Genomic DNA, 13,453 nt, shown 5'->3' on the forward strand with positions numbered 1-13,453 from the left:
GCGGCGCGCTGCCGCAGGTGTTAACCGGCGCGATAGTACGGCTTATCGCCGAGGATCGTCGCCCGGTGCATAATGCGCCGCTGCGGCAGATAATCGGCGTTGGCGTAGTGCTGGGTGACGCGGTTATCCCAAATCGCCACATCGTTCGGCTGCCAGCGCCAGCGTACCTGAAACTCCGGTTTCGTTACGTGAGTAAACAGGAAGCTCAGCAGCGCCTCGCTCTCTTTCTCCGTCACGTCAACGATGCGCGTGGTAAAGCCTTCGTTAACAAACAGCGCCTGCCTGCCGGTCACCGGATGCGTGCGCACCACCGGATGCAGCAGCGGCGGGTTCTTCGCCACCGCCTCCAGCCAGCGCCGGTGCTCCTCTTCGCTGCCGCGGTATTTATACTCCGGGAACGATTTACGGAAATCATGCTCCGCCCGCAGGCCGTTCAACAGCTGGCGAAAAGGTGCGGAAAGCGCGTCGTACGCCGCGACGCCGCTGCTCCACAAGGTGTCACCGCCGGTGGAGGGCAGCTCTTTTGCCGCCAGGATCGCGCCGGCAGGCGGCGTCTCGATGAAGGTGACGTCGGTATGCCAGTTGTCGTTATCCGGCGGATTATCATCATGAGTATCGAGCACGATAATTTCGTCGACGCCCGGCGCGTGGGGATAGACCGGATGAATATGCAGATCGCCGAAGCGCAGAGCAAAATCACGCTGCTGCTGCGGGGTAATATTCTGCCCGCGCAGGAACACCACCTGATGGCGCAGCACCGCGTGATACAGCTGCTCAAACTGGTTATCGCTCAGCGGACGCGTGAGGTCCACGCCGGCTACCTGCGCGCCGATATAGGGCCCCAGCGGGGTAATGCTCAGACGTTCACTCATTGTACTTCTCCATGCCAGGGCGTCAGGCGGCGCTGCAGCGCGCGCAGCCCCAGTTCCAACAGAAACGCAATTATCGCAATCACCGCAATCCCGGCCAGCACCACGTCGGTTGCCAGAAATTCGCCGGCGGATTGCACCATAAAGCCTAACCCGCGGGTGGCGGCGATCAGCTCCGCGGCCACCAGCGTTGACCAGCCCACGCCAAGACCAATGCGCAGGCCGGTGAGGATCTCCGGTAAAGCGCCGGGTAAAATAACCAGCCACAGCACCTGCGCGCGGCTGGCGCCTAACGACTGCGCGGCGCGAATGCGCACCTGCTGGGCGCTTTTCACCCCCGCCAGCGCCGACATCGCCACCGGGGCGAAGATCGCCAGATAGATCAATAAGATCTTCGACGTCTCGCCGATACCGAACCAGATAACCATCAGCGGGAGATAGGCCAGCGGCGGCACCGGGCGGTACAGCTCAATTAAAGGATCGAGAATGCCGCGCACCGTCGGGCTGAGCCCCATGGCGATCCCCACCGGAACGCCGAGCAGCACCGCCGCCAGCAGCGCGATGACGATCCGCGTCAGGCTCGCCGCCAGATGCTGCCAAAGGGTGGCATCCATAAAGCCCTGCGGGCCGGCAATGGTTATCAGCTTGTGCAGCACCTGGCCCGGCGGCGGCAGAAACAGCGGGCTAATCAGCTGTAGCGCCGCGACTGCCCACCAGATAGCCAGCAGCACCGCCAGCGTCGCCACGCTTAGCGTCAGCTGCCGGGAAACGGGCCAGCGCCACTTCAGCGGCCGCCGACGCGGTTTATCGTTGATGACCACGCTCATGAGAAGGCCTCCCGTTGTTCAAATACCCGGCTCAGCACGTATTCACGCTGCTCGATAAAGCGCGGATCGGATTTAATGCTGCGGCAGGACTCGCCGGCGACGAAGCGGCGGCCAAAGTCGAGCGGCAGCCGCTCCAGCACCCGCCCCGGGCCAGGCGACAGCAGCACCAGCTCGGTGGCCATAAACACGGCCTCTTCAATATCATGGGTGATAAGTAGCACCTGCTTGCCGGTCTCGTGCCACAGGCCGAGCAGCAGGGTTTGCATCTGTTCACGGGTAAAGGCGTCCAGCGCGCCGAACGGCTCATCAAGGAGCAGCAGCTGCGGGTTGGCCGCCAGCGCTCTGGCGATCCCCACCCGCTGGCGCTGCCCGCCGGAGAGCCTGCCAGATAAAGCGTTTTTCCGCCCCTTCGAGCCCCACCTTCTTCAGCATCTGCGCCGCCGTTTTCCGACGAATCGCTTTGTCCACGCCCGCCAGCTGTAGCCCCAGCGCAACGTTATCCTGCACGTTACGCCACGGCAGCAGGCCTTCATGCTGAAAGACCACGCCGCGTTCGGCGCCCGGCCCCGTTACGCGCTGCCCTTCGAGGACGATGCTGCCGTGCTGATAAGGCACGAATCCGGCAATCAGATTCAGCAGCGTGGTTTTACCGCAGCCCGACGGCCCAAGGACCACCAGCAGTTCACCGCTGTCCAGCGTCAGGTTGATATCCGCCAGCGCCGGTTTGCCGCCGTAGTCGGCAAAGAGATGCGAGATTTGCAGCATCGTGACCTCCTCTATTTTACAAAACGGTCGGTAACGTACTGACTGTAATCGGCGCCGGCATCGGGTACTTTGCCCTGCTCTTTGAGGAACTTAGCCGTATCGATAATCGCTTTGTTTACCGGTCCGCTCAGCTCCTGCGCCTGCTGCGCCGCGGTCAGGTAGGTATTGCCCTTCACCAGCCCCGGGACGTCGACATCCGGCACGCCGCTCAGGCGCGACAGTTTGCTGATATTTTCCGGCTGCTTCAGCCATACATCCGGATTAGCGATGTAGGGCTGCTGGGCGTCGATAGCGCTCTTCGCAAAAGCTTTCACAACCTCGGGGTGCTTCTCGGCGAAGTCTTTACGCACCACCCAGACGTCCAGCGTTGGCGCGCCCCACTCGCCAACCTGCGACGAATCGGTCAGCACCTTGCCCTCTTTTTCCAGGGCGTTAACCGCAGGGGCCCAGACGTAGGCGCCGTCAATATCCCCGCGCTGCCAGGCGGCAATAATCGCCGGCGGCTGCAGGTTGATAATCTGCACCTGACCCGGCTTAATGCCCCAGTGCTTCAGCGCCGATAGCAGGCTGTAGTGGGTGGTGGAGATAAACGGCACCGCGATGCGCTTGCCGATCAGATCTTCGGGTTTGGTTATGCTCTTTTTCACCACCAGCGCTTCGGAGTTACCGAGCTTTGAGGCCAGCAGGAAGACTTCAATCGGCACCTGCTGACTGGCGGCGACCGCCAGCGGGCTGGAGCCGAGGTTGCCAATCTGGACATCGCCGGAAGCCAGCGCGCGTACGATGCTCGCCCCGCTGTCAAACTTGCGCCAGTCAACGGTTGCCCCGCTCTCTTTGGCAAAGGTATTGTCAGCCTGAGCGACTTTCGCCGGCTCGGCAGAGGTTTGATACGCCACCGTGACGTTGACCGCCTGGGCCTGAAACGCGGCGAATGCCAGAGCGGCGAAAAGTGTAATACGCGATGCGTGTGCCATAGAATCTGCTCCCCTTTGTTGTTATGGGTGCAGTATTTCCGCCCCGATGCGTTTGATGAAGTAATTAAAAATTCTGGCTAATAGCCAATCGTCATTAGAAAAAAAGCGGCAAAAGATAGTTAAAAACGGGAATTGGACCGCGAAGCGATAGCCCCGGCAGGTATCGCGGGGCGCACAGGAAGAGCGACGCATTTGCGGGCAGCTGCGCCATCTGCTGGATGTCGCTCGCCGCCGGTATCGTCACGATGTCGGCATTTGACGCTATTGTTATCTATATCACCTTGATGGCGGCGCCGTTCAGGCCGCGCCGCATAATGCCCGGCGGCTGGCTGTGATTGCGTAAAACCGCGCGGCCTGCGAGCGCGCGTCGGTGAACCCGCAGCGGCATATAGTCTCCTGAGGAGGCGGCATGTATAAAACAACGCTATCAGGCCAGGTCTGGCGCTTTGATAGTCTGCAGACGTTACTGGCGAAGGCCTCTCCGGCGCGATCCGGCGATGCCCTCGCCGGCATTATCGCCGATAGCGCCGAAGAGCGGATGGCGGCGAAAATGGCGCTGGCGGAGGTGCCGCTAAAGGCGATCCTCGATAACCCGCCGATCCCCTACGAGCAGGACGAAGTCACCCGGCTGATTATCGACACCCACGATAGCCGCGCCTTCGCGGCGTTTAGCCACCTGACGGTGGGCGACTTTCGCGACTGGCTGCTTGACGACGCCACCGATACCGCCACTCTCCAGCAGGTGGCGCGGGCGATAACCCCGGAGATGGCGGCCGCGGTCAGCAAGCTGATGCGCAACCAGGACCTGATCCTCGCCGCCAGCAAATGCCGGGTAACCACCCGCTTTCGCAATACGATTGGCCTGCCGGGGCATCTTAGCGTGCGCCTGCAGCCCAACCACCCGACCGACGATCTGAAGGGCATTGCCGCCAGCGTGCTCGACGGCCTGCTGTACGGCGCGGGCGATGCGGTTATCGGTATCAACCCGGCCAGCGACAGCCTGCCGGTGCTGGCGCAGCTCAACCATATGCTCGACGATATTATTCAGCGCTTTGCGATCCCCACCCAGTCCTGCGTTCTGACCCACGTCACCAACACCCTGCGGCTGATTGAGCGCGGCGCGCCGGTGGACCTGGTGTTCCAGTCGGTGGCGGGTACCGAAGCGGCCAATGGCGGCTTCGGTATCAATCTGGCGCTGCTGCAGGAGGCCAGGGAGGCCGCGCTGAGCCTCAACCGCGGCACCCTCGGCAGCAACGTGATGTATTTTGAAACCGGCCAGGGAAGCTGTCTTTCGGCTAACGCCCACCACGGCGTCGATCAGCAAACCTGCGAAGCCCGCGCCTACGCCGTCGCCCGCCATTTCGATCCGCTGCTGATCAATACCGTAGTGGGCTTTATCGGCCCGGAATATCTCTATGACGGGAAGCAGATTATTCGCGCCGGCCTGGAAGATCATTTCTGCGGTAAGATCATGGGACTGCCGATCGGCTGCGACGTTTGCTATACCAACCACGCCGAGGCGGATCAGGATGATATGGATACCCTGCTGACCCTGCTGTGCGCCGCCGGGCTGACCTTTTTAATCGGCGTTCCCGGCGCGGACGATATCATGCTCAACTACCAAAGCACCTCGTTCCATGACGCCCTGTACGCCCGCCGCCTGCTGGGCCTCAGGCACGCGCCGGAGTTCGCCGCCTGGCTGACGAAAATGCAGATAATCGACCCGGACGGCGCGCTGCGCCTGACCGACGCCCGCCATCCGCTACTTTCCGTGATGGCGTAAGGAGAACCGGTATGAGTCGCCCCGACGCCTGGAACCCGCTACGTGAATTTACCGCTGCGCGCATCGCGCTGGGCCGCAGCGGCGCGAGCCTGCCAACCCGCGAGGTGCTGAATTTTGGCCTCGCTCACGCCCGGGCGCGCGACGCCATCCATCAGCCCTTCGACAGCGAAGCGCTGGTATCCCCGCTGGCGCAGCTGGGCCTCTCGTCGCTGACGGTGCATAGCGCCGCCGCCGATCGACATATCTATCTTAACCGCCCCGATCTGGGGCGACGGCTGAACGATGGGAGTCGCGCAACTCTGGCCGTCAGCGGCGCGCGTCCCGCCGACCTGCTGCTGGTGATTGGCGACGGACTCTCCTCTTACGCCGTGCAGCGTCAGGCCCTGCCGCTGATCCGCGCCCTGCTGCCCTATCTGCAGACGCTGGGGCTGAGCCTCGCGCCGGTGGTGCTGGCCCATCAGTCTCGGGTCGCGCTGGGGGATGATATTGGCGAAACGCTGCGGGCTCGCGCGGTGGCGATACTGATTGGCGAACGGCCGGGGCTCTCTTCCCCGGACAGCCTGGGAGTTTATCTGACCTGGCAACCGCATCGTCAGCGGCAGGAGTCGGAGCGCAACTGTATTTCGAATATTCGCCCGCAGGGGCTGAGCTATGATGCCGCCGCCTTTAAGCTGGCGTGGCTGCTGGAGCAGGCTTTTCGGCGCCGGCTGACCGGCGTACGTCTGAAGGATGAAAGCGATAATCCGCTACTGCATGGCAGGGTGAAACCCCGGGTCATCGGGGCTGATTAAAGCTGCTCGGGGCTGCGGCAGATAACTCCGATCGCCGCAACCGCAAGCAGCCTTGCGCTACACAAAGCACACCTCGTTCCAGTAGGCTTCACGCGTCCTGCGCCGCTCAGTATGTTTTATCATGACGAAACCACCGTGTTTCAACATTTCCCATATCGATGCCGTACAGGCTGGCGACCGGTAATATTGCCTCCATCATTCGCTGGGTATCCTGCTGTCCGGCTTCAGCCTGAGATAACGAAGCCAGCCAGCGCGTCACTCGTTGCCATAATGCGACTCTCATTTTTTCCTCCGTCGGAAAGCGTTTTCCTGGGTCTATTTCAACCACAGCTCGCGGCGCTCGGGAAATATCAATTCCGTCTTTTCAATCCCGGAAGATGCATATTACGCCTCTGCTCCAGAGCCTTCGCCGGAGCGCCGTCCGGCGTTAATACCCACGGACTTGCTAAGTTCGTTTTCGCTATAGATAAGAACTTTTTCTTCTTTGCCGTCAGCGGCCAATTTGTGGGAGCGTAATAACCACAAAACATATACAGGGACTCAGGGGATATAATAATGCGTACGACAAAAACAAAAATTGCGCTGGCGCTGGGCATGCTGGTACTTGCCGCGCAGGCTCAGGCCGACCAGTTGGCGGATATCAAAGCCGCCGGGGTGGTGAAAGTCGCCACCTTCGACGCCAACCCGCCGTTTGGCTCGGTTGACCCGAAAACGCACCAGATCGTCGGCTATGACGTTGATTTCGCCCAGGCGCTGGCTAAATCCCTCGGCGTTAAGCTGGAGCTGGTCGCTACCAACCCGGCCAACCGCATCCCGCTGCTGCAATCCGGTAAGGCCGACCTGATCGTCGCCGATATCACCATTACCCCGGAACGCGCGCAGGTTATTGATTTCTCAACGCCGTACTTTGTCACCGGCCAGCAGTTCCTCGTGCCGGCTAAATCGGCGGATAAGCTCGACGATTACAGCAAAGCGCGCATCGGGGCGGTAAAAGGCACCACCGGCGAGCAGACGCTGCACCAGCGCTTCCCGCAGTCGCGCGTGCTCTCCTATGACGATATTCCGCTGGCGCTGACCGCGCTGCGCAACGGCAACGTGCAGGCGATTACCCAGGACAGCACCATTCTCGCCGGCCTGCTGGCGGAAGCGCCGGATAAGGCCAACTTTAAAATCATCCCCGACCTGCTGAGCAAAGAAGAGATCGGCGTCGGCGTGAAGAAAGGCGAGCCGGCGCTGCTGAAGGCGGTGAACGACGAGCTGGTGAACCTCGAGAAATCCGGCCAGGCGGCGAAAATTTACGACGTCTGGTTCGGCCCGGCGACCAAAACCCCACAGCCGCGCGCGTTTACCATAGAAGCTAAATAATATGTTATCGGGTTTATTTTCACGCTCCGCGGCCTCGTCCGCGGATTTTTCACATCTGCAGAACGCCAGTATCGAACTGCGCAAAGCGGCAAAAAGCTACGGCGACCATCGGGTGCTTAACGGCGTCGATCTGCAGATAAATCCCGGAGAAGTAGTGGCGATCCTGGGTCCTTCCGGATCGGGAAAATCAACGCTGATCCGTCTGATCAACCAGCTCGAAACCCTGAGCGACGGCGAGATCCTGATCGACGGCAGGCCAACGCGTCAGCTTACCGCCGCCGCGCTGCGCCAGCTGCGCAGCCGCGTCGGGTTCGTGTTTCAGCAGTTTAATCTCTACGCCCACCTGACGGCGCAGGAAAATATCACCCTGGCGCTGGAGCGCGTGCACGGCTGGACGAAAAACGCCGCCCGCCAGCGGGCGCTGGAATTGCTGCGGCAGGTAGGGCTGGAGGATAAGGCCAGCCAGATGCCGGCCCAGCTCTCAGGCGGCCAGCAGCAGCGCGTGGCCATCGCCCGCGCCCTCGCCTCTTCGCCGCAAATTATTCTGTTTGACGAACCGACCTCGGCGCTCGATCCGGAGATGATCGGCGAAGTGCTGCAGGTGATGAAATCCCTCGCGCACAGCGGCATCACCATGGTGGTGGTCACCCACGAGATGCAGTTTGCCCGCGAGATTGCCGACCGGGTGGTGTTTATCGACGGCGGCGATATCCTCGAAGTGGCGCCGCCGGCGGAATTTTTCGCCCGCCCGCAGCACGCCCGCAGCCGCCGTTTTCTGCAAAAGGTGCTGAATCCGCTGCACCAGGAGGGCCTCGAGTGACGCCGATTCTCGACTGGCACGGCGTACTCAGCGGCCAGCCGCTGCAGTGGATCGTCTCCGGCTTTCTCACCACCCTGTGGGTCAGCGTTGCCGGGATGGCGCTGGCGACCGTGCTGGCTGTTCTGCTGCTGGCGCTGCGCCTCGGCGGCGGCAGGCCCGGGCGCTGGCTGGTGGCCTGCTGGGTTTCGCTGTTTCGCAACACCCCGCTGCTGGTGCAGCTGCTGTTCTGGTACTTTGCCGCCTGGAACCTGCTGCCCCTCGGCGCCCGCGATTTTATCAACGCCGACCACGCCTGGTCGATTCTGCCGGGTAACGTCTGGTGGCTGACGCCGGAGTTTATCTGCTCGATGTGGGGGCTGGGGGTATTTACCTCGGCGTTCCTGATCGAAGAGATCGCCTCCGGGCTGCGCGCCGTCGGTAGCGGCCAGCGGGAAGCGGCCGTCTCGCAGGGATTTACCCCGTGGGGCGAGCTGCGCCATATTCTGCTGCCGCAGGGGTTGGCTAACGCCTGGCAGCCGATTGTCGGCCAGTATCTGAACCTGATGAAGCTCTCCTCGCTGGCGAGCGGCATTGGCTTTGCCGAACTGACCTATCAGGTGCGGCAAATTGAGAGCTATAACGCCCACGCGCTGGAGGCCTTTGCCGTCGGCACCGCGCTGTATCTGGCGCTCGGCGTAGCGCTGGGTCTGCTGCTGACGCGCCTCGGCCCGGGTAAGCATTCGCACGGGAGAGTCCAGCATGAACGCTAATCTGGCGGTTATCGCCGATAATCTCGACTACCTGCTGTGGGGTCGCCTGGCGGAGGGGATCCCCGGCGGCGTGGCGCTGACGCTGATGATGGCGGTTGGCGCAGCGGCGCTGGCGCTACCCGGCGGCATTTTACTGGCCGCCGCCGCCTGGCGCTATGGCGGAGCCGTTCGTCGGCTGCTGTTTTTGTGGGCCGAAATCATTCGCGGCATTCCGCTGATTTTCGTCATTTTTTGGCTCTGGTATCTGCTGCCGATGCTCACCGGCAGCGATCTGCCGGGCGCGGTAACGGTGACCCTGGCGCTGGCGTGGTTTACCGCCGCCTCGGTGATGCACTCGGTGCTGGCCGGCCTGCAGTCGCTTCCCGCCGGCCAGTATGAGGCGGCGCGGACGCAGGGCTTTTCCGCCGGACAGGCGCTGCGCCTGATCCTGCTGCCGCAGGCGCTGCGCAACGTGCAGCCTTCGCTGGTGGGGATTTTTATCGGCCTGCTGAAGGATACGTCGCTGGCGTTTATCGTCAACGTCCCGGAGCTCACCACCGTCGCCGGCCAGGTGAACAACCGCGTGCAGATCTACCCGCTGGCAATTTTTGTCTTCACCGGCGCGGTCTACTATCTGCTGTGCTGCGGCCTAAGCCTGCTGGCAAGCCGCCGCTTTCGCCGGCGGCAGCGGCTGAAGCCGGCATAAAAATCGCCGCCGCTCCCGTCACGCCCTTCGTTATCGGAGGGCGCTATTTCCCCCATCCCCCCGGCGATAAATCGCCACCGTTCACTATTTGTTCGCCTTAGCGTCATATAACGATCATATAAAACGCCATTAATAGTGCCCAGTTTACTGACGAACCTGGACGCCGTTATGAATAGTTCTCTCGCTGCGGTAACCGATACCGATTACCCACAATTTAGTCAGCCAGATACCGATCGGCAGCGGAAAGTCTTAAGCGTGCGCGGCCTGAGCAAGTCCTACAGCGCGCAGCAAACCGTGCTGGATGACATCAGCTTCGATCTCCACGCCGGCGAGCTGGTGGGCGTTATCGGCCGCTCCGGCGCGGGCAAATCAACCCTGCTGCACGTGCTTAACGGCACCCACAGCGCCACCGGCGGCGAGATCCTCAGCTACCCGGAAGTCGGCACGCCGCGCGATGTCGCCAGGCTCAAGGGTCGGGCGCTGAACGCCTGGCGTAGCGAATGCGGCATGATTTTCCAGGACTTCTGCCTGGTGCCGCGCCTGGATGTGCTGACAAACGTCCTGCTCGGTCGTCTGAGTCAGACCTCGACGCTGAAGTCGCTGTTCAAAGTCTTCCCCGATGCCGACCGGGCGCGCGCCATCGCGCTGCTCGAATGGATGAACATGCTGCCGCATGCGCTGCAGCGGGCGGAAAATCTCTCCGGCGGACAGATGCAGCGCGTGGCTATCTGTCGGGCGCTGATGCAGAACCCCGGCATTTTGCTGGCCGACGAGCCGGTCGCCTCTCTCGATCCGAAAAATACGCAGCGCATCATGAACGTGCTGCGCGAAATTAGCGAACAGGGCATCAGCGTGATGGTCAACCTGCACTCGGTCGAGCTGGTTAAGGAGTACTGCACGCGGGTTATCGGCGTAGCGCGGGGCAACATTATTTTTGACGACCATCCCTCTCAGCCTGAATCAGGATATTCTGCATCGGCTGTACGGGGATGAAATTAGCCAATTGCATTAATTTCCACTCACACGGGCAAAATAATGAAACAATATATCACTGGCGCAGTTCGTTTATCCGCAGCGGTCGCGGGCATTATGATGGCATGGCAGGCAAGCGCTGCCGGGCAGCCGAAAGAGTTAAACCTGGGGATCCTCGGCGGCCAGAACGCCACCCAGCAAATTGGTGATAACCAGTGTGTGAAAGACTTTTTCGATAAAGAGCTGAACGTCGATACCAAATTACGCAACTCTTCCGACTACTCCGGCGTCATCCAGGGTCTGCTGGGCGGCAAGGTTGACCTGGTATTAAGCATGTCGCCCTCCTCTTACGCCTCGGTTTATATTAATAACCCGAAAGCGGTCGATATTGTCGGCATCGCGGTTGACGATAAAGATCAGTCCCGCGGCTACCACTCGGTGGTTATCGTTAAGGCCGACAGCCCATATCAGAAGTTAGAAGATCTGAAAGGTAAAGCGTTTGGCTTCGCCGATCCGGACTCCACCTCCGGCTTTTTGATTCCGAACCAAACCTTTAAACAGCAGTTCGGCGGCACCACGGATAATAAATATAACAACTTCTTCTCCAGCGTGACCTTCTCCGGCGGCCACGAACAGGACATTCTCGGCGTGCTGAACGGCCAGTTTGCCGGCGCGGTAACCTGGGCCTCTCTGGTTGGCGACTACAACAGCGGCTACAGCGCGGGCGCGTTCAACCGACTGATTCGTATGGATCATCCGGATCTGATGAAGCAGATCCGCATCATCTGGCAATCGCCGCTGATCCCCAACGGCCCGATCCTGGTGAGCAACGCGCTGCCGGCTGATTTTAAAGCTAAAGTCATCACCGCGATCAAGAAGCTGGATACCGATAACCACGCCTGCTTTATCAAGGCGATGGGCGGCACCCAGCATATCGGCCCAAGCAGCGTCGCCGATTTCCAGCAGATCATCGATATGAAGCGCGAGCTGGTTAGCGCCCGTTAATCCCGCCTCCACGCCGCCTCCCGGCCAGTTGCGCGCGAGGCGGCGGCATGCTGAAGACCCGTCGACGTATGAATACTTCGAATACCGAATTTGAACGCTATTACCAGCAGGTGCGCGCGCGGCAAAAGCGCGACACCTTTAGCTGGTCGCTGCTGCTGCTGGTGCTTTACTTCGCCGCGGGCAGCGCGGCCGAATTTAATCTCTTCACCATCTGGCACTCCCTGCCAAACTTTCTCGACTACATGTTTGAGACGCTGCCGACGCTTCACCTTAGCGATCTGTTCGCCGATTCGCATACCAAAGGGTCGTTCGCCTACTGGGGCTATCGCCTGCCGATCCAGCTGCCGCTGATTTGGGAAACCCTGCAGCTGGCGCTGGCTTCCACCCTGGTCGCCGTGGTCATCGCCACCCTGCTGGCCTTTCTCGCCGCCAACAACGCCTGGTCGCCGCCGCCGCTGCGTTTCGCCATCCGCGTGCTGGTCGCCTTCTTGCGCACCATGCCGGAACTGGCGTGGGCGGTCATTTTCGTGATGGCCTTCGGCATCGGCGCGATCCCCGGCTTTCTGGCGCTGATGCTGCACACCATCGGCAGCCTGACCAAGCTATTTTATGAAGCGGTGGAAAGCGCCCAGGACAAGCCGGTTCGCGGGCTGATGGCCTGCGGCGCCTCGCCGCTGCAGCGGGTTCGCTTCGCTCTGTGGCCGCAGGTCAAACCGATTTTTCTCTCCTACGGCTTTATGCGCCTGGAGATCAACTTCCGCTCCTCAACCATTCTTGGGCTGGTGGGCGCCGGCGGGATCGGCCAGGAGCTGATGACCAACATTAAGCTCGATCGTTACGATCAGGTCAGTATCACGCTGCTGCTGATCATCATCGTGGTCTCGCTGCTGGATATGCTGTCCGGCCGCCTGCGACAGTGGGTTCTCGAGGGTAAAAAATGAGTCAGTGGCAAAACCAACCGGATATCGCCGCCAGCCGCCGCCAGCATAAGGCGCTGTATCAGGCCCAGGGGCGCTATTTGCGCTACGTCGGCCTGCTGGCGCTGCTGAGCGTGCTCTACTACGTCTGGTTCTTTATGCAGTTTGGCATCAGCGGGGAGCAGCTCGCCAGCGGGCTGCAGCAAATCAGCCGCTACCTGCTGCGCATGTTCGTGTGGCACGACTTTTTTAACTGGCCGTTCCGCTACTATTTCACGCAGATCGGGATTACCCTGGCGATCGTCTTCGTCGGGACGATCACCGCCACGGTTATCGCCCTGCTGCTCTCCTTCCTCGCGGCGCGCAATATTATGCGCGGCTTTATTCCGGGGATCATCGCCCTGCTGATGCGCCGGATATTTGACATCCTGCGCGGAATTGATATGGCGATTTGGGGGCTGATTTTCGTGCGCGCCGTCGGCCTCGGGCCGCTGGCCGGGGTGCTGGCGATTATCATGCAGGATACCGGCCTGCTCGGCCGCCTGTATGCCGAAGGCCACGAGGCGGTAGACCGTTCGCCGGGGCGCGGATTGACCGCCGTCGGCGCCAACGGCCTGCAGAAACACCGCTTCGGCATTTTCACCCAATCCTTCCCGACGTTTCTGGCCCTCAGCCTCTATCAAATCGAGTCCAACACCCGCTCGGCGGCGGTGCTGGGCTTCGTCGGCGCCGGCGGTATCGGCCTGATTTACGCGGAAAATATGCGCCTGTGGAACTGGGACGTGGTGATGTTTATCACCCTCCTGCTGGTGGTGGTGGTGATGGCGATGGATACGCTCTCCGCCTGGCTCCGTCGGCGCTATATCGGCGGCAGCGTGGTGCCGCTATTTAAATCCTGATAGCGCCAACTTCCCCGGGGGGCGCGGCGCGC

13 protein-coding genes and 2 pseudogenes are annotated in these 13,453 nt (G+C 61.3%); 10 read left to right on the top strand and 5 right to left on the bottom strand.

Annotated elements, in window-relative coordinates; genetic code table 11:
* Positions 1 to 20: 20 nt before the first annotated feature.
* The 4 genes and pseudogenes from tauD to tauA form a co-directional block, all read right to left on the bottom strand.
* Positions 21 to 872 carry a taurine dioxygenase gene (tauD, locus tag ABOC21_RS19305; RefSeq protein WP_426812918.1) on the bottom strand — a complete coding sequence of 284 codons (852 nt, stop codon included), beginning with the start codon at positions 870 to 872 and terminating at the stop codon, positions 21 to 23.
* Positions 869 to 1,696: a taurine ABC transporter permease TauC gene (gene tauC / locus ABOC21_RS19310; protein WP_331834117.1), complete on the bottom strand. Its 828-nt coding sequence runs from the start codon at positions 1,694 to 1,696 to the stop codon at positions 869 to 871. The genes tauD and tauC overlap by 4 nt, the downstream gene beginning before the upstream one ends.
* Positions 1,693 to 2,461: pseudogene (gene tauB, locus ABOC21_RS19315) on the bottom strand (taurine ABC transporter ATP-binding subunit). The gene tauC and the pseudogene tauB overlap by 4 nt, the downstream one beginning before the upstream one ends.
* Before the next feature lie 11 nt (positions 2,462 to 2,472).
* Positions 2,473 to 3,435: a taurine ABC transporter substrate-binding protein gene (gene tauA, locus ABOC21_RS19320; RefSeq protein WP_426812919.1), complete on the bottom strand. Its 963-nt coding sequence runs from the start codon at positions 3,433 to 3,435 to the stop codon at positions 2,473 to 2,475.
* A gap of 409 nt (positions 3,436 to 3,844) precedes the next feature.
* On the opposite strand from tauA, the gene ABOC21_RS19325 reads away from it, so the two are divergent.
* Both ABOC21_RS19325 and eutC read left to right on the top strand, forming a co-directional pair.
* Positions 3,845 to 5,218 (top strand): ethanolamine ammonia-lyase subunit EutB, encoded by a 1,374-nt coding sequence (locus ABOC21_RS19325; protein WP_426812920.1) that lies wholly within the window; start codon positions 3,845 to 3,847, stop codon positions 5,216 to 5,218.
* 11 nt (positions 5,219 to 5,229) lie between these two features.
* The gene (eutC, locus tag ABOC21_RS19330; RefSeq protein WP_426812921.1) at positions 5,230 to 6,009 is read left to right on the top strand and encodes an ethanolamine ammonia-lyase subunit EutC; all 780 of its coding nucleotides are present in this window, start codon (positions 5,230 to 5,232) and stop codon (positions 6,007 to 6,009) included.
* 106 nt (positions 6,010 to 6,115) lie between these two features.
* On the opposite strand, the gene ABOC21_RS19335 is transcribed toward eutC, so the two are convergent.
* Complete coding sequence (locus ABOC21_RS19335; RefSeq protein ID WP_426812922.1) at positions 6,116 to 6,292, bottom strand: hypothetical protein; 177 nt, start codon at positions 6,290 to 6,292, stop codon at positions 6,116 to 6,118.
* A gap of 272 nt (positions 6,293 to 6,564) precedes the next feature.
* Here ABOC21_RS19335 and ABOC21_RS19340 point away from each other — a divergent pair, with 272 nt between their 5' ends.
* The 8 genes and pseudogenes from ABOC21_RS19340 to phnE (ABOC21_RS19375) all read left to right on the top strand — a co-directional run bounded on the left by ABOC21_RS19340 (position 6,565) and on the right by phnE (ABOC21_RS19375) (position 13,421).
* On the top strand, positions 6,565 to 7,374 hold the full coding sequence (locus ABOC21_RS19340; protein ID WP_426812923.1) for an ABC transporter substrate-binding protein: 810 nt from the start codon (positions 6,565 to 6,567) through the stop codon (positions 7,372 to 7,374).
* Between the two features lies 1 nt (position 7,375).
* Positions 7,376 to 8,194, top strand: a complete 819-nt coding sequence (locus ABOC21_RS19345) for an amino acid ABC transporter ATP-binding protein (protein WP_426812924.1) — start codon at positions 7,376 to 7,378, stop codon at positions 8,192 to 8,194.
* Positions 8,191 to 8,943, top strand: coding sequence for an amino acid ABC transporter permease (locus tag ABOC21_RS19350; protein WP_426812925.1), 753 nt, complete (start codon positions 8,191 to 8,193; stop codon positions 8,941 to 8,943). The genes ABOC21_RS19345 and ABOC21_RS19350 overlap by 4 nt, the downstream gene beginning before the upstream one ends.
* On the top strand, positions 8,933 to 9,628 hold the full coding sequence (locus tag ABOC21_RS19355; RefSeq protein WP_426812926.1) for an amino acid ABC transporter permease: 696 nt from the start codon (positions 8,933 to 8,935) through the stop codon (positions 9,626 to 9,628). Before ABOC21_RS19350 ends, ABOC21_RS19355 begins: the two co-directional genes overlap by 11 nt.
* A 168-nt stretch (positions 9,629 to 9,796) precedes the next feature.
* A pseudogene (phnC, locus tag ABOC21_RS19360) lies at positions 9,797 to 10,640 on the top strand (phosphonate ABC transporter ATP-binding protein).
* A 23-nt stretch (positions 10,641 to 10,663) separates the two neighbouring features.
* On the top strand, positions 10,664 to 11,605 hold the full coding sequence (gene phnD / locus ABOC21_RS19365; protein ID WP_426812927.1) for a phosphonate ABC transporter substrate-binding protein: 942 nt from the start codon (positions 10,664 to 10,666) through the stop codon (positions 11,603 to 11,605).
* A gap of 68 nt (positions 11,606 to 11,673) precedes the next feature.
* Positions 11,674 to 12,546 carry a phosphonate ABC transporter, permease protein PhnE gene (gene phnE / locus ABOC21_RS19370; protein WP_426815540.1) on the top strand — a complete coding sequence of 291 codons (873 nt, stop codon included), beginning with the start codon at positions 11,674 to 11,676 and terminating at the stop codon, positions 12,544 to 12,546.
* A complete protein-coding gene (phnE, locus tag ABOC21_RS19375) occupies positions 12,543 to 13,421 on the top strand; it encodes a phosphonate ABC transporter, permease protein PhnE (RefSeq protein ID WP_426812928.1) in 879 nt (292 codons plus the stop codon). Before phnE (ABOC21_RS19370) ends, phnE (ABOC21_RS19375) begins: the two co-directional genes overlap by 4 nt.
* Positions 13,422 to 13,453: the final 32 nt, after the last annotated feature.

It is taken from the genome of Klebsiella sp. WOUb02, assembly GCF_050058015.1.
Lineage (GTDB): Bacteria > Pseudomonadota > Gammaproteobacteria > Enterobacterales > Enterobacteriaceae > Klebsiella.